Raw genomic sequence first — 26363 nt, 5'->3', positions numbered from 1 at the left:
GCCCCCGCCGCCGTCCGCCCCGCCCGGTGGCGGTGTGCACGCGGCGGCGACGATGCTCGCCGACGGCGCGGGCGGTCCGGCCGTGCCGGGCCCCGGCATGCCGCCGCCCGCCGTTCCGGGTCCGCCCGCGTCCGGCCCGGCCGTACAGCAGTCGCCCGGTGTGCCGCAGGGCGGCTCGGGCTCGTACGGCTATCCGCAAGCGCCGTCCGGGCAGCCGACGGTGGGCCCCGGCTACATGGCCGTACTGAGCTACCGGGCGCCGGACGGTTCGGAGCAGAAGATCGTGCGGCGTTCCGCGCCGGGTGCGCCGCATCCGGAGTGGCAGCTGCTGCACGAGCTGCGGGGCATGAACATCCCGCCGCAGCAGGTGGTGGAGCTGCACACGGAGCTGGAGTCGTGCGACTTGCCGGGCGGCTACTGCGCGCGGATGGTCCGGGAGACCTGGCCGCAGGTGCGCATCAGCCACACCGCGCCGTACGGGACGGAGCACGCATCGCGGCAGCAGGGCATGCGGCATCTGCTGGAGCATCACGGCGAGTTGCACCAGGTGGCGGACGGTCCGGCGCGGCCGGCGCCGGTGCGGGTGCCGTTGCCGCACCCGTCGCAGGTGCAGCCGGTCCCGCCGGTGCCGCCGCAGGTGCTCGGGCAGGAGCTGGAGCAGTCCTTCGGTCCGCAGGGCCTCTTCCGTTTCGACCAGCGGGCGGTTTCCCGGCAGGGTGTGCCGGACGTGGTGGCGCAGACGCTGGTGTGGGCCGGGCTGCCGGTGGATTTCGGGCCGTTCTTCTGGGCGCAGGCGCAGCCGGGCCGTCCGGTGCCGACGCTGGCGGAGCTGGCGGCGGAGCGCGGGGTGCGTCCTGCGGCGGACGCGGGGTCGTACCTGGTCATGGGCAATGACTTCGGGCGTCAGCTGTGTGTGCAGTACGGGACGGCGCACATCGTCGCCGTGCCGCTGGAGGCCGCCCCGAACGGTCAGCCCGCGGTGCCGCAGTTCGTGAACAGCGGGCTGCCGGAGTTCGTGCGCTGTATGGCGATGCTGGGCCGGATGTGGCGGCTGCGGTACGGGCTGACGCCGGAGCAGGCCGGGCGCTGGACGGTGGACTTCCAGGCGCAGCTGGTGGCGCTGGACGCGCCGGCGCTGGGGTCGCCGGAGACCTGGTGGTCGGTGCTGCTCGAACAGATGTGGGACGGGCTGCTGTAGGCGCGGATCGCTGCGTGTGCCGCCGGTGGCGGCGCTCGACCTGCGGGACGGCCGGGTCACCATGATCCTTCGTATATGGGTCAGCCGTCCTGGTCATCGCCGCCGTCGCCGCAGGGGACGACGGCGCTGTACCGCGCCGGGCGGCGGGGGCGCCGGCCGCGCGGGCGGCGCCCGCTGTCCTGGCCCAAGCGGATCGCGCTGGTGCTGCTGATTCTGGTGGTGCTGGCGGTGGCGGGTGGTGTGGCGCTGTACGTGTGGGCGGGCGGCCAGGTGCGCCGTACGGACGCGCTCGCCGACTACTCCGGCAGACCGTCGTCCGGCAAGGGCACGAACTGGCTGCTGGTCGGCTCGGACAGCCGGCAGAGCCTGACGCCGGAGCAGCGCGAGCGGCTGCACGTGGGCAACGAGGAGGGACTGAACACCGACACGATCATGATGTTGCACCGTGGGGACAGCGGCCCGTACCTGGTGAGCCTGCCGCGGGACAGCTATGTGGCGGTGCCGGGCCACGGCCGCAACAAGGTCAACGTGGCGTTCGCGGAGGGCGGCCCGAAGCTGCTGACCCGTACCGTCGAGCAGGCGACCGGGCTGCGGATCGACCGGTACGCCGAGATCGACTTCCTGGGGTTCGTGCAGGTGGTGGACGCGCTCGGCGGCGTACGGATGTGTCCGGACAAGCCGCTGAAGGACGAGAAGTCGGGGGCGGACTTCCGGGCCGGGTGCCAGAAGATGGACGGGGTGAAAGCACTGGCGTACGTACGGGCGCGCTATACGGATCCGGAGGGCGACCTGGGCCGGGTGCGGCGGCAGCGGCAGCTGATCGGCGCGCTGGGCGACAAGATGCTCGGGGCCGGTGTGCTGCTGAACCCGTTCGCGCTGGTGCCGGCGCTGGACGCGGCGCTGTCGGCGTTGACGGTGGACCGGCGGGCGGGGGTGCCGGACCTGGCGCGCCTGGGCTGGTCGATGAAGGAGATCGCGGACGGTGAGGGCGCGGCTACCACCGTTCCGGTGGCTCGTCCCGGGGTGGACCTGGGAGGTGTCGGAGATGTGGTGGAGTGGGACGAGAAGGGAGCACGGCGACTCTTCCGGGCTCTTCGTGAAGATGTCCCGATTCCGACTTCTGGCAACAATTAACGCATCCTGGAGCATTGAGAGGGGCGGAGTGTCGCGTAACGGTCGCTTCGAATCGATCCAGAAAGTTGTGCGCACCATCGCGCCGTACGCCGGGAAGGGGCTTGAGGGATGAGTGCATCGGTTTCGCCTCACGGGTTCGAGATCGTACGAGGGCGTGGCTACCGTCCCGAGGACGTGGACCGGCGGGTGGAGGGGCTCTCGATCGACCGTGACTCCTGCTGGGAGCGCGCGGCGCGGCTGACGGTCCTCGCCAACGAGATGACGGCCGAGCTCGCTGAGCTGCGGGAGTACGTACGGCAGCTGCCCCCGCAGACGTACGAGTCGCTGGGCGACCAGGCGCGGCTGATCCTGACGACGGCGGAGTCCGAGGCGGCGCGGCTGCGCAAGGACGCCGAGGAGGCGGCCGGGCGGGCGCGCGAGGAGGCCGAGGCGTACGAGCGGCAGATCACGGAGGCCGCCGGCCGGGCGGCGCAGGAGCTGCGCGACGAGACCGAGGACTGGTCCCGGCGCCGGGTGGCGGCGGCGTGGTCCGAGGCGGACGCCATCGAGACGGCGGCGGGCAAGGACGCCGAGCAGTGGCGGTCCGAGGCGGCGGAGGCGCTGCGTCAGATGGAGCGGCGTACGGCGCAGCTGCTCCAGGAGCAGGAGGAGGAGCAGACCGAGCAGTGGGACGCGCTCGGCCGTGACCTCGCCGCGCAGGAGGCCGACCTCGAACAGCGGGTGGCGGAGCTGGAGGAGCTGGGCCGGGCCAAGGTCGCCGAGGCGGAGCGGTTCCGTGCGGAGGCCGAGGAGGCGGCGCGCCACCGTGACGAGGACGCCGAGGCGCGCGCGGCCGACCTGCTGGCGCAGGCCCGTATCGAGGTCGAGCGGATCGAGCGGGCCACGGAGCGGATACTGCGCGAGCACGCGGACCGGCGCGAGAAGGTGCGCGAGCACATGACGCACGTCCGCAACACCCTCGCCGCGCTCACGGGCAAGGCCCCGGACGAGGACGAGCCGACGGGCGAGGCGGCCGGCGCGGCGGTGGAGGGCGCCGGGGAGGCGGGCGCCACCTCGCATGCGGAAGGCGGCACGGTGCTGCTGGAGAAGGCCGGCGGCGCGGCTGAGGACGCGGCGGACGCCGGGGCCGGTACGGATGGCGATGCGGCGGCTGGTGCGGCGGTGGCCGGTGCGGAGGGGACCGCTGCCGGAGCGCCGTCCGATGAGCGGGCGCCGGTGGATCCCGACAACGAGGACACGCTGGAGAACCAGCTGCCCCGCCCGCCCGAGCAGCAGTGACGGGCGCCCCGGGGCGGACGGGGAGGGGCGCGGGCGCCGAGGGGCGCCGGTTCCTTCCCCGGCGGCCGCCCTGACCGGTGGCCGTCAGCCCTTGCGGCTCTTGCGGCCCTTCCCGCGGGTGTTCGGTACGGCCGTACCGGATGCCGCCTCCCCGTGGACCGGGAAGCGGCGCGGTGCGAGCAGCAGCAGGATCAGGAAGGCGAGGGCGGCGGCGACCGCGGCGCCGATGTAGACGTGCTCCACGGCCACGTCCACCGCGCGCCGCAGGTAGTCCGCGGCGCGGTCGGTGAGGGCGCCCGCGCGGGCCAGGGCGTGCGAGACGGAGTCCAGGTCGCCGGGCAGGCCGGGCCGGATGTCCGCGGGCGCGCCGGCCAGGCGGGCGCCGAGCGTGGCGTTGGCGACCGCGCCGAAGAGGGCGGCGCCGACGCACTGGCCGACCTGGCGGCAGAAGAGGATGGACGCGGTGGCGGTGCCGCGCTCCTCGAAGCCGACCGAGGACTGCACGCCGATGATCAGCGGCAGCTGGAAGATCCCGAGTGCCGCGCCCAGCGCCAGCATGATCAGCGCGGGCTGCCAGGCGGCGCCCGGGTAGGGCAGCAGCGGGAAGGCGAGCAGGATCAGCGTGGCGGCGCCGATGCCGGTCATGGCGCAGGCGCGGATGCCGATCCGGTTGTAGACGTGGCTGCTCAGGGCGGAGGAGACCGGCCAGCTCAGGGTCATCGCGGAGAGCACGAACCCGGCCGCGATCGGGCCCAGGCCCAGGACGGCCTGGGCGTAGGTGGGCAGGAAGACGGTCGGCGCGACCATGAGCAGGCCGACGGCGCCGAGCGCGAGGTTGACGGCCGAGATCGTACGGCGGCGCCAGACCCAGCCCGGGATGATCGGCTCGGCGGCGCGGCGTTCGATGACGACGGTGGCGGCGGCGCACAGGGCGCTGCCGGCGAACAGCAGCAGCGAGGGCACGGAGAACCAGGGCCAGGCGACGCCGCCCTGGACGAGGGCGCTCAGCAGCAGGCCGCCGCAGGCGAAGATGGCGAGCGCGCCGGGCCAGTCGACGCGGGGCCGCCGGTCGCGTTCGCGTGCGGGCAGCGATTCGCGGAAGTGCCGTACGACGAGCCACAGGGCCAGGGCGCCGACCGGCAGGTTGACCAGGAAGATCCACCGCCAGTCGGTGTACGCGGTGAGCAGGCCGCCGAGGGCCGGCCCGGCGACCGCGGAGGTCGCCCACACGGTGGACAGCTTGGCCTGGATCCTGGGGCGCTCCCGCATCGGGTACAGGTCGGCGGCGATGGTGTGGATGGTGCCCTGGAGGGCGCCGCCGCCGAGGCCCTGGAGGATGCGGAAGGCGATGAGGGAGCCCATGTCCCAGGCGCCCGCGCACAGCAGCGATCCGGCGAGGAAGACGATCACGCCGGTGATCAGGACGGGCTTGCGGCCGAAGGTGTCGGAGAGCTTGCCGTAGACCGGCAGGCTGACGGTGACGGCGAGCAGATAGCCGGAGAAGAGCCAGGAGAAGACGGCGAAGCCGCCGAGGTCGCCGACGATCCGGGGGACGGCGGTGGCGATGATCGTGGAGTCGAGGGCGGCCAGCGCCATGCAGAGCATGAGGGCGGCGACGATGCGGCCGCGGTTGGCGGGGGTGGGGGTGTCGGGTGCGGGGGCGCTGGTCGCCGGTGCGGGCGCGCCTGCATCGGATGGCGGCCTGCCCGCCTCCGGTATTCGCCCGCCGTCCGCCGCGGGCGCCGCCTTCGCGTCCGTATACCGGCTGCCGCCCGTCTCCCGGCCCGGCCCCTCGCCCGTTCCCCGTCCCGTCCCGCTGCGACGCACGTGCCCACGCCCCCCTCGGCTGTTCCGTGTACCTGACACCCTTCCACGCGGGCGCGGTATCCGGAACGCCGCCTCGCGACGGGCCGTGCCCCGGCCGTCGGGGCGAGTGGAACGCGGGTGTCAGCGGGGAGCCGTACTCTTGTTGAAACCCGGCCCGTCACACGTGCCGGGCTGCTCGCGTTGTTCGCCTCACCAGGACGGGAAGCCTGACATCTCATGAGCCTGACTGGTCTGCTCGACGCCGTCGCCCAGGACCCGGCGCTCGCCGAAGCCGTGCGGGCCGCGGGCGACGGCAACCGTCCCCATGTGGACCTGGTGGGCCCGCCGGCCGCCCGTCCCTTCTCCATCGCCGCGCTCGCCCGGCGCAGCGGCCGTACGGTCCTGGCGGTGACCGCCACCGGCCGTGAGGCCGAGGACCTGGCCGCCGCGCTGCGCTCGCTGATGCCGTCCGGCGAGGAGAACGCGGTCGTGGAGTACCCCTCCTGGGAGACGCTGCCGCACGAACGGCTCTCGCCGCGCTCCGACACGGTCGGCCGCCGCCTGGCGGTGCTGCGCCGGCTGGCCCACCCGAGTCAGGACGATCCGACGGCGGGCCCGGTCTCGGTGGTCGTGGCGCCCATCCGTTCCGTACTCCAGCCGCAGGTCAAGGGCCTGGGTGAGCTGGAGCCGGTGAGCCTGCGGTCCGGGCAGACGGCGGACCTGGAAGAGATCGTGGACGGGCTGGCGGCGGCCGCCTACGCCCGCGTCGAACTGGTCGAGAAGCGCGGCGAGTTCGCGGTGCGCGGCGGCATCCTGGACGTCTTCCCGCCGACCGAGGAACACCCCCTGCGGATCGAGTTCTGGGGTGACGACGTCGAGGAGATCCGCTACTTCAAGGTCGCCGACCAGCGGTCCCTGGAGGTGGCCGAGCACGGCCTGTGGGCGCCGCCGTGCCGGGAGCTGCTGCTGACCGCCGAGGTACGGGCGCGCGCCGCCGACCTCGCGGAGCGGCATCCGGAGCTGGGCGAGCTGCTGGGCAAGATCTCCGAGGGGATCGCCGTCGAGGGCATGGAGTCGCTGGCTCCGGTGCTGGTTGACGAGATGGAGCTGCTGCTGGACGTCATGCCCGGGGGCAGCATGGCGGTGGTGTGCGACCCGGAGCGGGTGCGCACCCGCGCGGCCGACCTGGTGGCCACCTCGCAGGAGTTCCTGCAGGCGTCGTGGGCGGCGAGTGCCGGTGGCGGGGAGGCCCCGATCGATGTCGGTGCGGCTTCCCTCTGGGGCATCGCCGACGTCCGGGACCGCGCGCGCGAGCTGGGCATGATGTGGTGGACGGTGAGTCCGTTCGCCGCCGGTGAGGAGCTGGACGGGGACACCCTCAAGCTGGGGATGCACGCCCCGGAGACGTACCGCGGCGACACCCAGCGCGCGCTGGCCGACACCAAGCGCTGGGTCGCGGACGGCTGGCGCTCGGTGTTCATCACCGAGGGGCACGGCCCGGCGGCCCGTACGGTCGAGGTGCTGGGCGAGGAGGGCATCGCGGCCCGCCTGGACCCGGAGCTGGGCGAGCTGTCGCCGTCCGTCGTGCACGTCTCGTGCGGGTCCGTCGACACCGGCTTCCTCGACCCGGGCCTGAAGCTGGCGGTGCTGACCGAGACGGACCTCACGGGCCAGAAGGCGGCCAGCAAGGAGCTGGGCCGGATGCCGGCCCGCCGCCGCAAGACCATCGACCCGCTGACCCTCCAGGCGGGCGACTTCATCGTCCACGAGCAGCACGGCGTGGGCCGCTACATCGAGATGGTGCAGCGCACGGTGCAGGGCGCCACCCGCGAATACCTGCTGGTGGAGTACGCGCCCGCCAAGCGCGGCCAGCCCGGCGACCGGCTGTACATCCCCACCGACCAGCTGGAGCAGGTCACCAAGTACGTCGGTGGCGAGGCGCCGACGCTGCACCGCCTCGGCGGCGCCGACTGGACGAAGACCAAGGCGCGCGCCAAGAAGGCCGTCAAGGAGATCGCCGCCGACCTGATCAAGCTGTACTCGGCGCGGATGGCGGCGCCCGGCCACACCTTCGGCCCGGACACGCCCTGGCAGCGCGAGCTGGAGGACGCGTTCCCGTACGCGGAGACGCCCGACCAGCTCACGACGATCGCCGAGGTCAAGGAGGACATGCAGAAGTCCGTCCCGATGGACCGGCTGATCTGCGGCGACGTCGGTTACGGCAAGACGGAGATCGCGGTGCGGGCGGCCTTCAAGGCCATCCAGGACGGCAAGCAGGTCGCGGTGCTGGTGCCGACGACGCTGCTGGTGCAGCAGCACTTCGGTACGTTCACCGAGCGGTACGGCCAGTTCCCGGTCGTGGTCAAGGCGCTCAGCCGCTTCCAGACGGACACCGAGGCCAAGGCGGTCCTCGAAGGCCTCAAGGACGGCTCGGTCGACCTGGTCATCGGCACCCACCGGCTGTTCTCGTCCGAGACCAAGTTCAAGGACCTGGGCCTGGTCATCGTGGACGAGGAGCAGCGGTTCGGCGTCGAGCACAAGGAGCAGCTGAAGAAGCTGCGCGCCAACGTGGACGTGCTGACGATGTCCGCCACGCCCATTCCCCGTACGCTCGAAATGGCGGTCACGGGCATCCGCGAGATGTCCACGATCACCACCCCGCCGGAGGAGCGGCACCCGGTCCTGACGTTCGTCGGGCCGTACGAGGACAAGCAGATCGGCGCCGCCATCCGCCGTGAACTGCTGCGCGAGGGCCAGGTCTTCTACATCCACAACCGGGTCGAGTCCATCGACCGGGCCGCGGCGCGGCTGCGGGAGATCGTGCCGGAGGCACGGATCCAGACCGCGCACGGGCAGATGGGCGAATCGCAGCTGGAGCAGGTCGTCGTGGACTTCTGGGAGAAGAAGTTCGACGTGCTGGTCTCCACGACGATCGTCGAGTCGGGCATCGACATCTCCAACGCCAACACCCTCATCGTCGAGCGCGGCGACAACTTCGGCCTGTCCCAGCTGCACCAGCTGCGCGGCCGGGTCGGCCGTGGCCGCGAGCGCGGTTACGCGTACTTCCTCTACCCGCCGGAGAAGCCGCTCACCGAGACCGCCCACGAGCGCCTGGCGACCATCGCGCAGCACACCGAGATGGGCGCGGGCATGTACGTCGCGATGAAGGACCTGGAGATCCGCGGCGCGGGCAACCTCCTCGGCGGCGAACAGTCCGGGCACATCGCGGGCGTCGGCTTCGACCTGTACGTACGGATGGTGGGCGAGGCCGTCGCCGACTACCGGGCTTCCCTGGAAGGCGGTGTGGAGGAGGAGCCGCCGCTGGAGGTGAAGATCGAACTGCCGGTGGACGCGCACGTCCCGCACGACTACGCGCCCGGCGAGCGGCTGCGCCTCCAGGCGTACCGCGCGATCGCCGCCGCGTCCTCGGAGGAGGACATCGCGGCGGTCCGTGAGGAGCTGACCGACCGCTACGGCAAGCTGCCCGAACCGGTCGAGAACCTCCTCCTGGTCGCCGGCCTGCGCATGCTCGCCCGCTCCTGCGGCGTCACGGACATCACCCTCCAGGGCTCCAACGTCCGCTTCTCCCCGGTGGACCTCCGCGAGTCCCAGGAACTCCGCCTCAAGCGCCTGTACCCCCGTACGGTCCTCAAGCCGGCCACCCGCCAGGCCCTGGTCCCGCGCCCGACCACCGGCAAGATCGGTGGCAAGCCGCTGGTCGGGCGGGAACTGCTGGCCTGGGTGGGGGAGTTCCTGACCTCGGTGCTGGGCTGAGCGGGGCCGGGGCGGCCCTGCGGCTGCTGCCCCGGCCGCCCCGGTCCCGCGCGGGAATGCGGCGTAACGCGGTTTGACCCGTCTTCCGCCCGATTCAGGCATCTTGGCGGTGACCGGTGGGAGATATCGCTCTATCTTCAGGTTGCCTCATGCGTCGCAGGAGGCAACCTGGCCCTAGAGAACTGGACCTCCCACCGTGATAAGACCCCGCCGCGCCGCCCTGTCCGCCGCCTCCCTGATCACCGCGGCCCTGGTCGCCCTCTCCGGCTGCACGCCGGACGGCGGTGCGGACAAGGACGGTGCGGCGAGCCCGTCCGCGACGGCCTCCGCGTCGGCCACGGCCACGCCTTCGCCGTCCGCGTCGCCGTCCGACAGCCCGAGCCCGAGTGCCACACCGTCGTCCGCCGCGCCGACGTCCGCGGCGCCCACGCCCGAGGCCGCCGAGCCGCCCGCGCCGACGCGCAAGACGCACCGGACGGGCGGGGGCTCGGACTCCGGTTCCGGTGGCTCGTCCTCCGGGGGGTCCGGCTCCGGTGGCTCGTCCGGCGGTTCCGGCTCCGGTTCCGGTTCCGGCGGCTCCGGCTCCAGCGCGTCGGACGGGGTGATCCTCGCACCGTCCGGCAACCACTACCGCCGCGGCCAGTTCTGCAAGAAGGCCCACCTCGGGCTGACCACGAAGGACGCCCACGGCGCCACCCTCACCTGCGAGATGCAGAGCGGGCGCCCGCACTGGCAGTGAGCCTTCCCGGCGGCCCGGCCGTGCTCACACCACGTGTGCGGCGATCAGCCGGGCACAGGTGGCGGGGTCGGTGCCGGTGGTGTCCACCTCGATGTCATAGGCGACGCCCCGGTGGACCAGTTCGGCCTGGGAGGCCGCCATGCCGGTGACCCGGTCGCCGCGTGCGGCCTCGCGCGCGGCGGCCGTCTCCGCCGCGCAGCGCACGCCGACCCACAGCACCGACAGGCCCTTCAGCGCGCTGCGCCAGCGTTCCTGGCCGGCGCCACCGCCGAGGAAGACCTCGTCCAGGAGGACGCCGGTGCCCGTGCGGGCAACGGCCGCGACGCCCTCCTGCCAGTCGGCCTGCAGGGCGCGGAAGACCGGGCCGACGGTGATGCTGCCGTCGGGCGCGAGGCCGAGGCCGGGGGCCGTCCCGGACGCTTCCGGTGTGACGAGCGACGGCGGCAGGGACTCGATGAAGGAGTCGACGCCGAAGGTCAGCCAGGGCCGGGGGAGGATCTCCTGGAGCTGCCGGACGATGGTCGAAGTGCCGGAGCTGGAGCCGCCGTTCAGGACGACGACATCGGTGCGGGTGCGCGGGTGGCCGGTGGTCATCGGGTCACCGTACGCAGGCGGGTCCGGGCCTGTCCTGCGTAATTCCGGGCCTGCCCCGCGCTGTTCCCGGGCCCGCCCTCCGCGGATACGAGGTCAGAGCCGGCCCGTCCGCTGCAGCACCGTGACGTCACCGGCGGTGCCGACGATGCCGTACACGGCCCGCGGGTGGCGCTTGCGGGCGTCGTCCAGGGCCTGTCCGGCCTTGTGGTCGTCGTGCAGTTCGACGGCGATGTAGTCAGGGGAGATGCCGCGGGTGTCCCCTATCCAGAAGACCCGGGTGCGGTCGGTCAGCCGGGAGATGGGCCGTATGTCGGCCTCGACCGTGGCACCGTCGGGGATACGTTCCAGCAGATGTTCCGCGGCCGTCACGGACGGCGGTTTGCGGTAGGTGCCGGCCTCGGTGAGGCGTGCCAGCGGGAGCGTGGTGGTCAGCGCCAGCGCGGCGGCCAGTACGGCGGCGGGCAGGTGGTGGGCGTACGAACGGACCCAGGGGCGCGCGGAGACCAGTGCGCGCGGCAGGGCGTCCACCAGGGCCAGGAAGACCACCGGCATCAGGACGGCGTTGTAGTGCCAGTCGATGCCCCAGTAGTGCGGCTCGTGGGAGATGAAACGCCAGCCGAGGGTGGGCAGCGCGGCCAGGAGCAGCGGGGAGCGCAGCGCGAGCAGCCCGGAGGTGGGCAGCAGGATCCACAGCAGAGTGCGTACGGCGGTGTCGAACGGGATGCGCTGGGTGGGGCCGTCCCCGCCGCCGATCTTGTTCCAGTAGTCGTACGAGCCGGAGCCGTTGAAGCCGGGGATGATCACGCCGAGGGTGACGGCGGTGGCGGCCAGCCCGAAGACGACCAGGCCGACGGCGAGCGGCACGGCCTGCCGCGCGCGGACGAGGACCAGCGCGCCGATGACGGCCGCCGTCACCCCCAGGTCCTCCTTGACCAGCACCAGCGGCGCCGCCCAGCACACCGCCGCGGTCCAGCACCCGCGCAGCACCGCTTCGAGCGCGAAGGCGATCAGCGGTACGGCGAAGGCGATCTCGTGGAAGTCGAAGTCGACGGCCTTCTGAAGCCCCCAGGACAGTCCGTACGCCACGCCGACGGCCAGGCCGCGGCCGCGCCCGAGGAAGCGGATGGCGGTCCGGGTCACCGGCACGGCGGACAGCGCGAAGAGGAACGCCTGCGCGCCCAGCAGGGTCAGGGCGCTGGGGAAGATGCGGTATAGGGGGGCGAGCAGGACCAGGACGGGGCTGAAGTGGTCGCCGAGGAGGTTGGTGCCCGGCCCCTTGAGGTCGGCGACGGGCGCCCGCAGATGCGCGTAGGCCCGTACCGCCTGCTCGAATATCCCGAGATCCCACGAGGACGTCGCCATCGCGCGAAAGCGCAGGCCGGAGACGGTGAAGAAGACGACGAAGAGGGCCGCGGCGGTCCAGTACGGGACGGACCGCGGGGCGAACAGGGCGGCGGTACGGGTACGGAGCCGGCCGGGGGCGGGGGCGGATCCGGCCCCGGCGACGGGCAGGGCCGGGGTCCTGCTGCCCGCCGCGGTTGCTGTGGCCGTGTCCATGCGCGTCCTCACTCTCAACTTCCGAAAAGATATCCGAGGCCGACGAACCGGCCGGTATTGCCGCCTTATTTGAGATGGGATGTCCCTCTTGCTCCGGATACGGAACGCCGCGTTGTCCCGCGTACGGAACCAGCCCCGCACCCGCCGGGGCGGCGCCGTCGCCGCCGCCGGACTGGCCGCGCTGCTCGCCCTCACCGGCTGTACGCCCGGCAGTGGCAAGGGCGGCAGTACCGGGGGAGACGGCGGCGGGGAACCGGCCGCCGGGGGCACCGCGCTGCACGCCGTCGCGTCCCTCACCGTCAAGGGCCGCGCCCCGAAGACCGGTTACGCGCGCGACCGCTTCGGCACCGCCTGGGCCGACACCGACGGCAACCACTGCGGCACGCGCGACGACATCCTCAAGCGGGATCTGACCGGGGTGCGGTTCACCGACGGGCACTGCAAGGTGGCGTCCGGAAAGCTGGCCGACGACCCGTACACCGGCCGGGCGGTCACGTACGAGCGCGGGCGCAGCAAGGTGGACATAGACCATCTCGTGGCGCTGTCGGACGCGTGGCAGAAGGGAGCCCAGCAGTGGCCGGGGCGCAAGCGGGTCGCGCTCGCCAACGACCCGCTGAACCTGATCGCGGCCGACGCCTCCGCCAACCGGCAGAAGGGTGACGGCGACGCGGCGACGTGGCTGCCGCCGAACAAGGCGTACCGCTGTGACTATGTGGCGCACCAGGTGGCCGTGAAGAAGAAGTACGGGCTGTGGGTGACGCAGGCGGAGAAGGACGCGATGACGGGGGTGCTGAAGGGGTGCCCGACGCTGAAGCTGCCGTCGGGCGGGGCTCCTACGGAGGCGCCGGAGCGGTTCGCGGCGAAGTAGGCGCCGGTTCGGGGTGCAGGCGTACGGCAGGCCGCCGGACCGGTTCCGCGTGGTGCGGTTCCGGGGCGGCGGCCTGTTGATGTGCGGGTGAGGTCTGTGGCCGGTGTGTGACCGGGGTGCCGGGCGGTCAGAGGGTGAGCTGCCAGCGGGTGCTCTCGTGGTCGAAGCCCGGCCGGACCTCCACGTCCAGGGTCTTCGCGCCGGCCGGCACGTCGAAGGCGAAGTCGGCGGTGGCGGTCCTGCCCGCCGGCAGGGTGCCGTTGAAGCCGGAGCCGATCTTGTCGTCGTAGATCTTCTCGGCGGTCTTGCCGTCCTTGCCGGCCCGCGCTTCGACCATCACCAGATCGCCGGAGAACTCCTTGCCGCCCTTGTTCTCCAGGCGCACGGTGACCTTGTAGGACCTGTTGCCGTTCTTGTGACCCGCCGCGAACTCACCGGCCTTGTACGGGCTCGGCTTGGAGACGGTCACGTTCAGGCCGGTGCCGTAGACGGCGGTGTCGCCGCCCTTGGCCTCCTTGACGGACGTGCCGCCGCCGCCCTTCGGCTTGGCCTTGGCGTCCTGGAGGGACTTGTTGACCTCCTTCACCGCGCTGTCGACCACGGCCACGGTGATCACCAGGCCGACGACCGCCGCGATCAGCGCGAGGACGCCGAAGACCGTGCCGGTGATGGCCACCCCCTTGTTGGTGGCCTGCCCGCGCCGGGCACGGCCGAGCCCCACCAGTCCGAAGATCAGGGCCAGCAGGCCGAGGATGCCGGCCAGCCAGAAGAGCAGCGGGAGTAGGCCGCTGAGCGTGCCGATGATGCCGAGGACGAGCGCGGCGATCCCCAGCCCGTTGCGGGCGGCCTGCTGCGGCGGCATGCCCATCGGAGCCTGCGGCGCGTGCGGGTGGTGCATCTGGTGCGACATGGAGATACGGCCCCTTCCGGGCGCTGGAGCGGTGAATCGGTGAATCGGTGAATCGGTGAATCGGTGGATCGCTGAATCGGTGGATCGCTGGCGCGGTGGACCGATGGCGCGGTGGACCGATGGCGCGGTGGATCGGCGTACGGCGGCGTACTGGACACCGGGGTGAACCGACGCCCTCGTGTGAACCGGTGGTGCGGTGGGTCAATAAGAACACTAGCTGTGAACCGAGTCAACACGGTTAACGGGTCCAAGGTGATTCACGCCGTGAAGGGGGTGATGCCGCATTCGTGGGTATGCTCGGCGCCACAGCAGGCCAAGCAGGTCAGGGGCGAGCGGACGGGAGCCGGCCAGGTGGCGGAGCAAGCAGCAGCGGGGCACGCGACGGAGGTGACCGCCGCCGGCATCGCGCGGCTGGCCGGGGTGGGCCGCGCCGCGGTCAGCAACTGGCGCCGTCGGCACGCCGGTTTCCCCAAACCCGTCGGCGGCACCGAGACCAGCCCCACCTTCGCCCTCGCCGAGGTCGAGCAGTGGCTGCGCGAGCAGGGCAAACTCGCCGAGGTGCCGCTGCGCGAGCGGGTCTGGCAGCAGGTCGTCTCGCACCCGGCCGGCGCCGCCACCGCCCTGCGGCACGCCGGCGCCGTCCTGCTGTTCGTCCGCGACCGGCCCTCCGCCTGGCGCCGGCTGGATCACGCCGCCAACGACATCGAGCTGGCCGGCATGCTGCCCGCCATCCTCGAATCGGTTCTCACCGCGCACCTCGGCCGCCACCACCCCGTACACGGCCTGACCCGCGACGCCCTGCTGCCGTCTGCGGCCCTCGTCCGGGCCACCGCCGGACTCGCCGCCGAAGGCAGCGAGACCGGCACTGGCGGCGACGGAGAGGAAGGGGCCGGTGCCGTCCCGGCGTTCGAGTTCCTGCTCGGCCGCCACCTGGACGCCAACCCCCGGCAGTACACCCTCACCCCGCCCGGCCCGGCCGCCCTGATGGCCGCACTGGCCGGCGCGCCCCGCAGCGTCCTCGACCCGGCGTGCGGCACGGGCGGCCTGCTGGACGCCGCCGAGAGCGCCGAGGAGCTGTACGCCCAGGAGGCCGACCCCGATCTGGCCGCGCTCACCGCGCTCCGGCTGGCGCTGCGCGCCCCCGGCGCCCAGGTGCGCGTGCACGCCGCCGACACCCTCCGGGCCGACGCCTTCCCCCGGCTGGCCGCCGACGCCGTCCTCGCCCACCCGCCGTTCAACGAACGCAACTGGGGCCACGACGAACTGGCCTACGACCCGCGCTGGGAGTACGGCTTCCCGGCCCGTACGGAGTCCGAACTGGCCTGGGTGCAGCACGCGCTGGCCCGGCTGCGCGCGGGCGGCGCCGCCGTCCTGCTGATGCCGCCGGCCGCCGCCTCCCGCCGTTCCGGGCGCCGCATCCGTGCCGACCTGCTGCGCCGCGGCGCCCTGCGCGCCGTCATCGCCCTGCCCGCCGGGGCGGCACCCCCGTACGGCATCCCGCTGCACCTGTGGGTCCTGCGCAAGCCCGGCGCCGCCGCGCAGCCCTCGCCGCACCTGCTCGTCGTCGACACGGCCGCGCTCACCGCGGGCGGCGCCCCCGGCCGGGACAACGTGGACTGGCAGGCCGTACGGACCACCGCGCTGGAGGCGTGGGAGGCCTTCGACCGGGACGGCGGTGTCGAGGAACAGCCCGGAGTACGGCGGACACTGGCCGCCATCGACCTCCTCGGCGACGACGTGGACCTCGCACCGGCCCGCCACCTGCCGCCCCCGCCCGCCGCCGGCGGCCCCGCCGGACTGGCCCAGGTGCGCGACCGGCTGGCCGACACCCTTGCCCGTACAGCCGAGCTGACCCCCGACCCGGCCGCGGCCCCGCAGTCCCCGCCCGCGCGCTGGCCGCTGACGACCGTCGGGGAACTGGCGCGCGCGGGCGCCCTGGTGCTGCGCGCAGGCGGCCCCGGGACGGCGACCGATGGCGCCGCGCCCGCCGTCCTCACCGAGCACGATGTCATCGGCGGTACGGCCCCCAGCGGCGCGCTGCCCGAACACGCCGGGTCCACCGGGCCTGCCGAGGAGCCGGTGCTCGTCGCGGCGGGCGACGTGGTGGTGCCCGTGCTGGGCGGCGGCGCCGTCGCCCGCGTCGTGGACAAGGCCACCGCCGGGGCCGCCCTGGGCCGCAACCTCTTCCTCCTGCGGCCCGACCCGGCCGCCCTCGACCCGTGGTTCCTGGCCGGGTTCCTGCGCGGCACCGCCAACACCCGGCAGGCCAGCAGCTACGCCTCCACCGCCACCCGCCTGGACGTGCGCCGCCTCCAGCTCCCGCGGCTGCCGCTGGCCGAGCAGCAGCGCTACGGACAGCGCTTCCGCGAACTGGCCGCCTTCGAGGAGACCCTGCGTCTCGCTGCCCGCCTGGGCGAACAGCTCGTGCAGGGCCTGCACGACGGCCTGACGGAGGGCTCGGTCACGCCCGGCTGATTTCCTACAACCCCGGCGGCATCAGCGGTGTCGTATATACGCTCGAACGCACGCACCCGCAGTATGTTCCCGGCGCCGCGCCCACCACGGCGCGCCGGGGTCCCGATCCGTCAGGAGCAGTAATGCACGGCCCCGTTACGGCACCGCCGCCGCACCGTCCCGCAGCGCGCAGGACAGTCGTCCTGCTGCGGGTGGTCTTCGTGGCGGTGGCCGTGCTCAGCCTGGGCTTTCTGGCCTGGCTGACGCTGCTGCGCGCCGCCGTCGTGCAGCGCCGCCCGCTGGGCTGGTGGGTGTTCGGCGCGGACCTGGTGCTGTTCACCGGCGCGTTCATCCTGACCGGAAGCGCGGACGAGAACTCCTGGCAGGCCAACACCGGCGTGGGTCTGATCGTCTTCCAGATGGCCGCGGCTGTGGCGTACTACCTCGTCGCGGATGTGCGCGCGCACCGTGTCGCGCCCGGCTGGCCGCCGTACGGGCCGCCCGGCGCGGGCCCCGCGTACGGCGGCCACCCTGGTACGGGACCGGCCCCGGCCGCCATGCCGCCCGCCCCGAACCCGTACGCCGGAGCGCAGCAGCCGCCCGCCACGCAGTACGCCCCGCCCGTCACCCAGTACGGCCCGTCCGCCACGCAGTACAACCCGCCCGCCACCCAGTACGACCAGCCCGCCGCCCCGTACGGCGGCCAGCCGCAGCGCATCAACCAGGTGCGCGCCGAACTGGACGAGCTGAGTGACTACCTCCGCAGGGAGGAAGGGCGTTGAACGGCCGCGTCGTCGCCGAGCGCTACGAACTCTCCGCGCTGCTCGGCCAAGGCGGCATGGGCCAGGTCTGGATCGCCTACGACCGGCGCCTCGACCGCCGGGTCGGCGTCAAGCTGCTGCGCCCCGACCGGGTCTCCGGCACCCCGGACGCGGAGGAGATGCGCCGCCGCTTCGTGCGCGAGTGCCGGGTCACCGCGCAGGTCGACCACCCCGGCCTGGTCACCGTCCACGACGCGGGCAGCGACGGCGACGACCTGTACCTGGTCATGCAGTACGTCGAGGGCGCCGACCTCGCCGACCACCTGGCCGAGCACGACCCGTACCCCTGGCAGTGGGCGGTCAGCGTCGCCGCCCAGCTGTGCGCCGTGCTGGCCTCCGTACACGCCGTACCGATCATCCACCGCGACCTCAAGCCGCGGAACGTGATGGTCAAGCCGGACGGCACCCTCACCGTCCTGGACCTCGGCATCGCCGCCGCCCTGGACACCGACACCACCCGCCTCACCCACACCGGCTCACCCATCGGCAGCCCCGCCTACATGGCGCCCGAGCAGGCCATGGGCGGCACCGTCGGCCCGTACACGGACCTGTACGCGCTCGGCGTGCTGCTCCACGAACTGCTCAGCGGCGAGGTGCCGTTCGCCGGCTCGACCGCGCTGGGCGTGCTGCACCGCCATCTGTACGAGCCACCGGTCCCGGTGCGCAGGCTCCGCGCCGACGTGCCCGAACAGCTGGAGGCGCTGGTGCTGCGGCTGCTCGGCAAGGACCCGCAGGAGCGGCCCGCCGACGCGCAGGAGGTCTACCAGGCGCTGGTGCCGCTGCTGCCGACCGCGTCGCAGGGGCAGTCCGGAGCGGGCGCGCCGATGGACCCGACCCGGCCGTTCCTGCACCCGCACGCGCCGTGGCCGGTGCGCGCCACGGCCCCGCCCGTACCGCCGCTCGCCTCCGTACCGCCGCCCGCCGATCCGCGCGTATCCGGCATGAGCGCCGACCCGCGGACCTCAAGGCCGGGCGCCGACCCGTGGACCCCGGGGGCGGGCATCGACCCGCGGATCCCGGAGACGGGCGCCGACCCGCGATCCTCCGGACCGGGCGGCGGCCCCGATGTCGCCGCCGCCGTGGACGAGGTCAAGCGCCTCCTGGACCAGGGCCGCATCACCCACGCCGTGGACATCCTCGGCGGCATCCTGCCTGCCGCGGCCGCCCGGCACGGCGCGCACTCCCCGGTCGTACGGACGCTGCGCAAGCAGTACGCGGCCACGCTCATGGACGACGGCCAGTACCGGCGGGCGCTGCCCGAACTGCGCGCGCTCGCCGAGGAATACGCGCGCGACAGCGGGCCGGGGGCGGCGCGCCAGGCGCTCCAGTTCCATTACGAGGCCGCGCAGTGCCTGGAGCAGCTGGGCGAGGTGACGCAGGCGCTGGACGAGTACCGGGCCCTGCTGCCGCACTTCGAGCGCTATCCGGACGACCCCGTGCGGCCCCTGGAGATCCGCCGGTCCATCGGCCACCTGCTGCTCGCCCTCGGGGAGCGCGGCGCCGCCCACGAGGCACTGTCCCGCCTCCTGTACGACGCGGAGCGGCTGCACGGCCCGCACGGCGCCTTCCCCGCGGAGGTCCGGCGCACGCTGTACTGGCTCGGGCAGGTCCGCGGCTGAGCCGTGTCACGGACGGTACGTGCGGTCAGTGCGTACGGGCGGTTCGTACGGACGGTACGTGCGGGCGGTTCGTACGGGCATACCTTCAGGTGAGAACAGGAGAGAAACCGCCTTCCGGGCAACTCGTTGTGCGAATCAGTGGCCCGGATCACGCGGACTCTTTAGCATCGGCATCGATCAACAGCACCGGCATCGATCAACGCCAGGTAGGAAAAGCCGCACCGCCGCCGCACCGTCGTTGCACCCCGCCAGGAGGCTTGATGTTCCGCCGTAGGACCGCGCTTCCCGTTTCCGCCGCTGCCGCCCTGCTGGCCGCCGCCCCGCTGCTCACCGCCTGCGGTACGGACGCGCGCCCCGGCGCCGCGGCCGTCGTGGACGGGCAGCGGATCACCGTCGCGCAGCTCCAGTCGCGGGTCCACGACGTGCGCAGCGCCCAGGAGAAGTCGCCGCAGGCCGCCCAACTGGTGGAGAACACCGGGAGGCTGGGGCCCGCCATGCTGAACGGCATGATTTTCGACCGGGTCCTGGAGCGGAACGCGAAGGACGCCGGGGTCACGGTCTCGCGCGGCGACGTGCAGAAGTGGCGCGCGGCGGCCGAGCGCAGCGCGGGCGGCGCGGAGCGGCTGAAGCAGATGTGGCTCCAGCAGGCCATCGCGCCCGGCGAGATCAACGCGGTGGTCCGCAACCAGCTCCTGCTGGACGGCATCGCCAAGCACATCGGCGCCGACCGCGGCCGGCCGCAGGGCCAGCAGCAGCTCGCCACGGAGCTGGCCAGGACATCGCGCACGATGGGCATCGACGTCAACCCGCGCTACGGCAAGTGGGACAACGGCCAGGTCATCCTCGGCCGGACCAAGGAACCGTGGGTCAAGAACGTGTCCGGCGCGGCGGAGCAGCAGCAGACCTGAGCCGGGCCGGGGAGAGGGCGGGAGGGGCCGCCGTGTGCGGGCCCCGTCCGGCCGGGCCGTCGCGTTGTCGGTGCCGTGCGTTACGTTCGTCGGGTGAACGCTGACGCCACCGACACCACGCCCGCGCCCGGCCGCCTGGTCCTGCTCACGACCAGCCACCGGGTCGCGCCCGGCCTGCTGTCCTGGCCCGCGTGGCAGACGCTGCGCGCCGCCGACCGCGTGCTGTGCGCCGACGACGCCCATCCGCAGCTCCCGTATCTGCGCGAGGCGGGCATAGCGGTCGAGACGGCGGTGCCCGGCGCCCGCGAGCTGGTCGAGTACTGCCGGAGCGAGGACCGTACGGCGGTCGTGATCACCTCCGCCGACGGGGACTCGGAGCTGACCGACGGCCTGGCCCGGATGGCGGGCTCCGGCCGGGAGACCATGCCGGACCTGGAGCTGCTGCCCGGCTCGTACGACCTGCCGGGCGCCCGCCTGCTCGATGTCGTGCAGGTCATGGACCGGATCCGCCGCCAGTGCCCGTGGAGCGGCGTGCGCACCCACGAGGACCTGGCGAAGTACGGCATCGAGGAGATGTACGAGCTGGTCGAGGCGATCGAGGAGGGCGACCGGGAGGCGCTGCGCGAGGAGCTGGGCGATGTGCTCCTCCAGGTCGTCTTCCACGCCCGGATCGCCCAGGACGACCCGGACGAGCCGTTCGCCGTGGACGACGTGGCGGGCACCCTCGTGGACAAGCTGATCCGCCGCCATCCGCACATCTTCGGCGAGGAGGCCGCGCACACCCCCGAGGACGTGAAGGCGCATTGGCTGCGGGAGAAAGCGGTCGAGAAGCAGCGCACCTCGGTCACCGAAGGCATCCCGCTCGGCCAGCCCGCCCTGGCGCTGGCCGGCAAGCTGGCCTCCCGGGCGCGTACGGCCGGCATCGACGCCCTCCCGCCGGGCGAGGGCATCGGGTACGAGCTGCTGGCCCTCGCCGTGCGGGCCGAGGCGTCCGGCACCGACCCGGAGACCGCGCTGCGGGCCGCCGCCCGTACCTACCGGGACGCGATCCGGTCCGCCGAGGAGGCCGCCTCCGGCGCCGCGGACTGAGCCCCGGGCCGCGCGTCGCCGCGGTGCCGCAGCCGTTCGGCCGTCCAGACGGCGGCGACGGCCGCGCTCACCGCCGCGCCCACGGCGCACACCCCACCCCAGCCGGCCGCGCCCCACACCGCCGAGGTGAGCGCCGAGCCGACCGCGCCGCCGACGAAGTAGCTGGTCATGTAGGCGGAGTTGAGGCGGTTGCGGGCCTCGGGGCGCACCGCGTAGACCAGGTTCTGGTTGCTGATGTGCACGGCCTGCACCGCCGCGTCCAGGATCACCACACCGGCCAGCAGGGCGGCCAGCGCCCAGGGGCCGCCCGCGCCGCCGGCCGCCAGCAGCGCCCAGGAGCCGAGCAGCAGGAACCCGCCGAGGCCGGTGACCCGGTGGGCCAGGCCGCGGTCGGCCAGCCGTCCGGCGACCGAGGCCGACAGCGAACCGGCCGCGCCCACCAGGCCCAGCAGCCCGATCGCCGATTCCGACCACCCGTAGGACGGGCCGGACATGAGGAAGGCCATCGCCGTCCACAGCACACTGAACGCGGCGAAGGACAGCGCGCCCAGCACGGCCCGCCAGCGCAGCACCGGCTCCTGTACGAAGAGGGCGAGCGTGGAGCGGATCAGCGCCGGGTAGCGCAGCCCGGCGCCGGTGTGCAGCGCGGGCAGTCGCAGCCGCAGCAGGACGGCCATCAGCAGCATCAGTCCGGCGTTGACCCAGTAGACGGTGCGCCAGCCGCCGAGGTCGGCCAGCAGTCCGGCCGCCGTACGGGCCAGCAGGATGCCCAGCAGCAGCCCGGTCATGACGGTGCCGACCGTACGGCCGCGCTCGGCGGGCGCCGCGAGGGAGGCCGCGTAGGGAACGACGACCTGGGCCGCGACGGAGGTCAGGCCGGTGAGCGCGGTGCCGGTCAGCAGCAGCGCACCGTTGGACGCACTGGCCGTGACAGTCAGGAAGAGCGCGGTGAGCGCGCACAGCGTCACCGCCAGCCGCCGCCGCTCCAGCAGGTCGCCGAGCGGGACGAGGAACAGCAGCCCCAGGCCGTAGCCGACCTGCGCGACGGTCACCACCAGGGCCGTGGCGGCGGACCCCATGTGCAGGTCGTGGCCTATGACGTCGAGCAGGGGCTGGGCGAAGTAGTTGCCCGCGACCGACAGGCCGGTCGCCACGGACATCAGCAGCAGCGTGCCGCGCCCCAGCCGGCCCTGCCCCTCTTTCCCGTAAGTCATCAGGTCCCTTCCCGCACGGCGCGTCACCCCGGTGGTGATGCCCGACGGCCAGCCTCCGCCGCCGATGGTCGATGAGTCCAACACATAGTTGTCATCCCACCCATCGTGAACCGCGATCGATGGCCGGTGCCGGGCGCTGGCTACGCTCGCTGTATGGAGCTGCAACAGATGCGGTACGTGGTCGCGGTCGCCGAAACCGGCGGCTTCACCCGGGCCGCCGAGCGCTGCCATGTGGTGCAGTCCGCGCTCAGCCACCAGATCGCCCGCCTGGAGAAGGAGCTCGGCGCCCGGCTCTTCCACCGTACGAGCCGCAGCGTGCGGCTGACGGCCGCGGGCGAGGCGTTCGTCCCGGTCGCCCGGCAGGCGCTGGAGGCGGCGGAACGGGCCCGGGCCGAGGTGGAGGCGGCGGCCGGCGAGGTACGCGGCCGGCTCGCCGTCGGCGCGATCTCCACCGTCGCGGCCGTCGACCTGGCCCGCGAGCTGGGCGCCTACCGCGCCCGCTACCCACAGGTGCGGATCAGCCTGCGCACGGAAATGAGCGAACAGCTGATCGAGCAGGTCCGGCAGGGCACGCTGGACGTCGCCTTCGTCGGCCTGGTGCCGGGCGCCCGCAGCCCGGGCGTACGGGAGCGGGCACTGGCCCACGGCGAGCTGGTGGCCGTCGTACCGCCGGACCACCCGCTGGCGGGCCGGGAGTGGACGGACCTGCCGCGGCTGGCCGAGGAGACCTTCGTGGACTTCACGGCGGGGTCGGCGGCCCGCCGCCAGCGGGACGAGGCGTTCCGTGCGGCGGGCCTGACGACCGAGGTGGCCTTCGAGGTGACCACCGTGGAGTTCCTGGCCAAGCTGGTCCGCGCCGGGCTGGGCATCGGCATGGTGCCGCGGGCGTTCGCCGCGGAACTGGCCGGGCTGAGCGTGGTGCGCGTCCGCAACGCTCCCGCCCGGGTCGAGCGCGTCGTCTGGAGCGCCCGGGGGCCTTCCCCGGCGGCTGCGGCCTTTCTGGAGGCGCTGGGCGTGGACCTGGGAGCGGGCCGTGCCGAGCCGGACCCCGCAGGGCCGGACCCCGCAGGGCCGGACCCCGCAGGGCCGGACCCCGCAGGGCCGGACCCCGCCGAGCGGAGCCCTGCCGAGCCGCCCCCCGGATCCGCCGTCCGGGGGACATGAGCCCCCACGCCGAGCCCCTGACCTGCGCCTTCACTCCCGTACCGGCCCGGCGGCCCGCTACCGCCCCCGCCCGCGCATCGTCCCCGCCCACCCGGGTACCCGGGTCGAATGACAGCAACGATCGTTTCGGCCACACCGGCCCAGGACCTCAGCTCCGTGCAGCAGGCCGTGGACTTCACCCGGGACATGGTCGTCGGCACCGGTCCGCTGGTCGCCGGGATCGTCATCGTCCTGGGGCTGATCCTCGCCGTGGTCTACGGCAGGCGCCGCCGGGACCGTGAGCCCGCCCCGCCCGAGCCGGAGACCCAGCCGACGCCGCCCAAGAACCCGACCGGGTACGAGAGCGAACTGCGCGACCCCAACGAGGTGCCGCGCGACGGCGACCACCGGCTGACCCCCCACGAGCTGCCCGACTACGGCAACGCCCCCACCCGCCACGGCGAGGACCAGGGCCGGGAACGCAAGCGCTGGCAGGACGGGCACAGCGGGTCCTTCGGCGGGGGTTAACGTCGAGGGGTGCGACCGCAGACCCCCTCCCCCTCCGACGAGCGCTCCGAGGCCCCTTCCGGGGCCGGGCCCGCCTGCCCCGTATCCGGATCCGGCCGGGGACCGGCGCCCGTCCCGCCCTGCCCGGAACTGTTCACGTGGGAGTTCGCCTCCGACCCGTACCCGGCGTACGCCTGGCTGCGCGAGCACGCGCCCGTACACCGCACCCAATTGCCCAGCGGCGTCGAAGCCTGGCTGGTGACCCGGTACGCGGACGCGCGGCAGGCGCTCGCCGACACCCGGCTGTCGAAGAACCCGGTGCACCACAGCGAGGCCGCGCACGGCAAGGGCAAGGTCGGCATTCCCGGCGAGCGCGGCGCCAACCTGATGACCCATCTGCTCAACATCGACCCGCCGGACCACACCCGGCTGCGCCGCCTGGTCTCCAAGGCGTTCACCCCGCGCCGCATCGCGCGGTTCGCGCCGCGCGTACAGGAACTGACCGACGCGCTCATCGATTCCTTCGCGGAGCGCGGCGAGGCCGACCTCATCCATGAATTCGCCTTCCCGCTCCCCATCTACGCCATCTGCGACCTGCTCGGCGTCCCGCGCGAGGACCAGGACGACTTCCGGGACTGGGCCGGGATGATGATCCGGCACGGCGGCGGGCCGCGCGGCGGCGTCGCCCGGTCGGTGAAGAAGATGCGCGGCTACCTCGCCGAGCTGATCCACCGCAAGCGCGAAAGCCTCGGCGACGAAGGGGCCGACGACCTGATCTCCGGCCTCATCCGCGCCTCCGACCACGGCGAGCACCTGACGGAGAACGAGGCCGCCGCGATGGCCTTCATCCTCCTGTTCGCCGGTTTCGAGACCACCGTCAACCTGATCGGCAACGGCGTCTACCAGCTGCTGCGCCACCCCGGCCAGCGCGAACTGCTCCAGAAGGCCGCCGCGGCGGGCGATACGGAGCTGCTCGCCGCCGGGGTCGAGGAGCTGCTGCGCTACGACGGCCCGGTCGAGCTGGCCACCTGGCGCTTCGCCACCCGGGACCTGACCCTGGGCGGGCAGCGCATCGCCGAGGGCGACCCGGTCCTGGTCGTCCTCGCCGCCGCCGACCGCGACCCGCGGCGCTTCGCGGAACCGGACGTACTGGACCTGTCCCGCCGCGACAACCAGCACCTCGGATACGGCCACGGCATCCACTACTGCCTGGGCGCGCCGCTGGCCCGCCTCGAAGGCCAGACCGCCATCGCCACGCTGCTGACCCGGCTGCCGGACCTCCGACTCGGCGCGGAACCGGACGATTTGCGCTGGCGCGGCGGGCTCATCATGCGCGGCCTGCGGGCCCTGCCCGTGGAGTTCACGCCCGAACGGAAGTGAGGTACCGGCCGTACGGAAGTGATGTCCCGGCTGTACGGAAGCGAGGTGACGCGGCGTACGGAAGTGACGCCACGTCAGTCCGTGACCTCCGCGTGATCTCCGCTACACCGGCTTGTGATGAGCGGGCCGCGCCGCTACTTTCAACCGTTTGAAGAGCCGGGGCGGGCCGTGCGGCCCACGGTCCCGGCCCTTCGACGACAACTCAACCGCCGCTCGAAAGGCAACCGCATGCGCTCCGGGACAGGCCGACACCGTCGCCCCCGCCAGGCTCCGGCCATCTTCGTCACGGCGGGAGCCGTCGGCGGCGCACTCGCCATGCCCCTGCTCGCCGCGAGCAGCGCACAGGCCGCCGACACCGCCACCTGGGACCGTGTCGCGCAGTGCGAGAGCGGCGGCGTGTGGAGCGCCAACTCCGGCAACGGGTTCTACGGCGGGCTGCAGCTGACCCAGGAGATGTGGGACAAGAACGGCGGCGCGGCATACGCCTCGCGCCCCGACCTGGCCAGCCGCTCGCAGCAGATAGCCGTCGCCGAGTCGATCCTCGCCGCGCAGGGGCCGGACACCTGGCCGAGCTGCGCGGTGAACGCGGGGCTCAAGCGGGGCGGCAGCGGGCCGGACGTGGACCCGGGCACCACCCCGTCGCCGGAGCCCTCCCCGTCAACCCCCTCCACCAAGCCCTCCCCTTCCACCCCCGGCAAGCCGTCGCCCTCCTCCGGGTCCGGCAAGCCGTCCCGGACGCCAGAGCCCGGCGGCACGCGGACCCCGGAGCCGAAGCCGTCGCCGACGGACCCGTCCGGCGCCGGTGACGCGTCCCGTACGCCGGACCCGTCCTCCGGTACGGGCCGTACGGAGGACCCGGCCACCCCCGGTGGCGACGAGGCCACGGAGCCCACCACGCCCCCGTCCCAGGGCGGCAAGCACCGCGGCAGGCCCAGCGAGGACGAGGGGCCCGTCACGGACCCCGGAGGCGCGGGCAGCGGCACGGGCGACGCGGGCCGGTCCGGCGGGGAGCACCCGTCGCGCGGCGGCGACGCGCACCGTACGGACCCGGCGTCGCCGGGCGACTACACCGTGCGGCCGGGTGACAACCTGTCAGTCATAGCCGAGGACCACGGGGTCTCCGGTGGCTGGCCGGCGCTCTACAAGGCCAACAAAGGTGTCATCGGGGGCGATCCGGACCTGATCCACCCTGGCCAGCGCCTCGATCTGGCCTCCGAACAGAGCAGTTCATAAGCAATTGCCCGGTTTGGTGAAAGTGAGACATGGATCTCGTTCGGCAACCCGCCGTCCGGCCTGTCCGTTGTTTCCAAACCTGCGACGACCTGCGGAAATGTGATGATCCTGTGATGTCTGGGGGCCAACTGGCCTCA

20 protein-coding genes are annotated in these 26363 nt (G+C 73.5%); 15 read left to right on the top strand and 5 right to left on the bottom strand.

Annotation, left to right across the window (positions count from 1 at the left end):
* The 3 genes from IH45_RS0113895 to IH45_RS0113885 form a co-directional block, all read left to right on the top strand.
* A partial coding sequence (locus IH45_RS0113895) for an SUKH-4 family immunity protein (protein WP_030666720.1) occupies positions 1-1198 on the top strand: 1198 nt, incomplete at its 5' end.
* A 75-nt stretch (positions 1199-1273) separates the two neighbouring features.
* Complete coding sequence (locus IH45_RS0113890; protein WP_394298675.1) at positions 1274-2332, top strand: LCP family protein; 1059 nt, start codon at positions 1274-1276, stop codon at positions 2330-2332.
* A gap of 108 nt (positions 2333-2440) precedes the next feature.
* Positions 2441-3610 (top strand): coiled-coil domain-containing protein, encoded by a 1170-nt coding sequence (locus IH45_RS0113885; protein ID WP_324607939.1) that lies wholly within the window; start codon positions 2441-2443, stop codon positions 3608-3610.
* A gap of 84 nt (positions 3611-3694) precedes the next feature.
* On the opposite strand, the gene IH45_RS0113880 is transcribed toward IH45_RS0113885, so the two are convergent.
* Positions 3695-5329 carry an MFS transporter gene (locus IH45_RS0113880; protein WP_463607450.1) on the bottom strand — a complete coding sequence of 545 codons (1635 nt, stop codon included), beginning with the start codon at positions 5327-5329 and terminating at the stop codon, positions 3695-3697.
* Between the two features lie 324 nt (positions 5330-5653).
* On the opposite strand from IH45_RS0113880, the gene mfd reads away from it, so the two are divergent.
* Positions 5654-9190 (top strand): transcription-repair coupling factor, encoded by a 3537-nt coding sequence (gene mfd, locus IH45_RS0113875; RefSeq protein WP_030666712.1) that lies wholly within the window; start codon positions 5654-5656, stop codon positions 9188-9190.
* Positions 9191-9386: 196 nt separating this feature from the next.
* Complete coding sequence (locus IH45_RS1000000148700) at positions 9387-9929, top strand: hypothetical protein (RefSeq protein ID WP_050514816.1); 543 nt, start codon at positions 9387-9389, stop codon at positions 9927-9929.
* A gap of 24 nt (positions 9930-9953) precedes the next feature.
* On the opposite strand, the gene cpt is transcribed toward IH45_RS1000000148700, so the two are convergent.
* Positions 9954-10523 (bottom strand): chloramphenicol phosphotransferase CPT, encoded by a 570-nt coding sequence (cpt, locus tag IH45_RS0113865; protein WP_030666710.1) that lies wholly within the window; start codon positions 10521-10523, stop codon positions 9954-9956.
* Positions 10524-10616: 93 nt separating this feature from the next.
* A complete protein-coding gene (locus tag IH45_RS0113860; RefSeq protein WP_030666707.1) occupies positions 10617-12080 on the bottom strand; it encodes a DUF2079 domain-containing protein in 1464 nt (487 codons plus the stop codon).
* Positions 12081-12159: 79 nt separating this feature from the next.
* Between IH45_RS0113860 and IH45_RS0113855 the strand changes: the two genes are divergently transcribed.
* Positions 12160-12948 carry an HNH endonuclease family protein gene (locus IH45_RS0113855; protein ID WP_050514815.1) on the top strand — a complete coding sequence of 263 codons (789 nt, stop codon included), beginning with the start codon at positions 12160-12162 and terminating at the stop codon, positions 12946-12948.
* Positions 12949-13075: 127 nt separating this feature from the next.
* On the opposite strand, the gene IH45_RS0113850 is transcribed toward IH45_RS0113855, so the two are convergent.
* The gene (locus tag IH45_RS0113850; protein ID WP_030666703.1) at positions 13076-13858 is read right to left on the bottom strand and encodes a DUF4190 domain-containing protein; all 783 of its coding nucleotides are present in this window, start codon (positions 13856-13858) and stop codon (positions 13076-13078) included.
* A 351-nt stretch (positions 13859-14209) separates the two neighbouring features.
* Here IH45_RS0113850 and IH45_RS0113845 point away from each other — a divergent pair, with 351 nt between their 5' ends.
* From IH45_RS0113845 to IH45_RS0113825, 5 genes are all read left to right on the top strand, one after another.
* Entirely contained in the window at positions 14210-16333 is a 2124-nt protein-coding gene (locus tag IH45_RS0113845) for an N-6 DNA methylase (RefSeq protein ID WP_234440538.1), read from the top strand.
* A gap of 122 nt (positions 16334-16455) precedes the next feature.
* Positions 16456-17094, top strand: a complete 639-nt coding sequence (locus IH45_RS0113840) for a hypothetical protein (protein ID WP_030666698.1) — start codon at positions 16456-16458, stop codon at positions 17092-17094.
* Complete coding sequence (locus tag IH45_RS0113835; protein WP_030666696.1) at positions 17091-18752, top strand: serine/threonine-protein kinase; 1662 nt, start codon at positions 17091-17093, stop codon at positions 18750-18752. Before IH45_RS0113840 ends, IH45_RS0113835 begins: the two co-directional genes overlap by 4 nt.
* A 260-nt stretch (positions 18753-19012) precedes the next feature.
* Positions 19013-19660 carry a SurA N-terminal domain-containing protein gene (locus tag IH45_RS0113830; protein ID WP_030666694.1) on the top strand — a complete coding sequence of 216 codons (648 nt, stop codon included), beginning with the start codon at positions 19013-19015 and terminating at the stop codon, positions 19658-19660.
* 93 nt (positions 19661-19753) lie between these two features.
* Positions 19754-20749: a nucleoside triphosphate pyrophosphohydrolase gene (locus IH45_RS0113825; RefSeq protein WP_030666692.1), complete on the top strand. Its 996-nt coding sequence runs from the start codon at positions 19754-19756 to the stop codon at positions 20747-20749.
* Here IH45_RS0113825 and IH45_RS0113820 read toward each other — a convergent pair.
* The gene (locus tag IH45_RS0113820) at positions 20695-21963 is read right to left on the bottom strand and encodes an MFS transporter (protein ID WP_030666690.1); all 1269 of its coding nucleotides are present in this window, start codon (positions 21961-21963) and stop codon (positions 20695-20697) included. The two genes, IH45_RS0113825 and IH45_RS0113820, sit on opposite strands and share 55 nt — an antisense overlap.
* Positions 21964-22116: 153 nt before the next feature.
* Here IH45_RS0113820 and IH45_RS0113815 point away from each other — a divergent pair, with 153 nt between their 5' ends.
* The 4 genes from IH45_RS0113815 (at position 22117) to IH45_RS0113800 (ending at position 26226) form a co-directional block, all read left to right on the top strand.
* Positions 22117-23127 (top strand): LysR family transcriptional regulator, encoded by a 1011-nt coding sequence (locus IH45_RS0113815; RefSeq protein WP_234440537.1) that lies wholly within the window; start codon positions 22117-22119, stop codon positions 23125-23127.
* A 108-nt stretch (positions 23128-23235) separates the two neighbouring features.
* Positions 23236-23634, top strand: coding sequence for a DUF6479 family protein (locus tag IH45_RS0113810; protein WP_234440536.1), 399 nt, complete (start codon positions 23236-23238; stop codon positions 23632-23634).
* Between the two features lie 9 nt (positions 23635-23643).
* Complete coding sequence (locus IH45_RS0113805) at positions 23644-24993, top strand: cytochrome P450 family protein (RefSeq protein WP_050514814.1); 1350 nt, start codon at positions 23644-23646, stop codon at positions 24991-24993.
* A 228-nt stretch (positions 24994-25221) separates the two neighbouring features.
* Positions 25222-26226, top strand: a complete 1005-nt coding sequence (locus tag IH45_RS0113800; RefSeq protein WP_030666682.1) for a LysM peptidoglycan-binding domain-containing protein — start codon at positions 25222-25224, stop codon at positions 26224-26226.
* Positions 26227-26363: the final 137 nt, after the last annotated feature.

It is taken from the genome of Streptomyces rimosus subsp. rimosus (assembly GCF_000720725.1).
GTDB lineage: Bacteria > Actinomycetota > Actinomycetes > Streptomycetales > Streptomycetaceae > Streptomyces > Streptomyces rimosus_A.
This window is presented reverse-complemented; position numbering and strand designations above follow the sequence as displayed.

Bases quoted from the DNA above. Each gene is read 5' to 3' on its own strand.
- IH45_RS0113890 (WP_394298675.1), top strand. From the start codon at position 1,274: ATGGGTCAGCCGTCCTGGTCATCGCCGCCGTCGCCGCAGGGGACGACG.
- IH45_RS0113885 (WP_324607939.1), top strand. From the start codon at position 2,441: ATGAGTGCATCGGTTTCGCCTCACGGGTTCGAGATCGTACGAGGGCGT.
- mfd (WP_030666712.1), top strand. From the start codon at position 5,654: ATGAGCCTGACTGGTCTGCTCGACGCCGTCGCCCAGGACCCGGCGCTC.
- cpt (WP_030666710.1), bottom strand. From the start codon at position 10,523: ATGACCACCGGCCACCCGCGCACCCGCACCGATGTCGTCGTCCTGAAC.
- IH45_RS0113860 (WP_030666707.1), bottom strand. From the start codon at position 12,080: ATGGACACGGCCACAGCAACCGCGGCGGGCAGCAGGACCCCGGCCCTG.
- IH45_RS0113855 (WP_050514815.1), top strand. From the start codon at position 12,160: ATGTCCCTCTTGCTCCGGATACGGAACGCCGCGTTGTCCCGCGTACGG.
- IH45_RS0113850 (WP_030666703.1), bottom strand. From the start codon at position 13,858: ATGTCGCACCAGATGCACCACCCGCACGCGCCGCAGGCTCCGATGGGC.
- IH45_RS0113840 (WP_030666698.1), top strand. From the start codon at position 16,456: ATGCACGGCCCCGTTACGGCACCGCCGCCGCACCGTCCCGCAGCGCGC.
- IH45_RS0113830 (WP_030666694.1), top strand. From the start codon at position 19,013: ATGTTCCGCCGTAGGACCGCGCTTCCCGTTTCCGCCGCTGCCGCCCTG.
- IH45_RS0113820 (WP_030666690.1), bottom strand. From the start codon at position 21,963: ATGACTTACGGGAAAGAGGGGCAGGGCCGGCTGGGGCGCGGCACGCTG.
- IH45_RS0113815 (WP_234440537.1), top strand. From the start codon at position 22,117: ATGGAGCTGCAACAGATGCGGTACGTGGTCGCGGTCGCCGAAACCGGC.
- IH45_RS0113810 (WP_234440536.1), top strand. From the start codon at position 23,236: ATGACAGCAACGATCGTTTCGGCCACACCGGCCCAGGACCTCAGCTCC.
- IH45_RS0113800 (WP_030666682.1), top strand. From the start codon at position 25,222: ATGCGCTCCGGGACAGGCCGACACCGTCGCCCCCGCCAGGCTCCGGCC.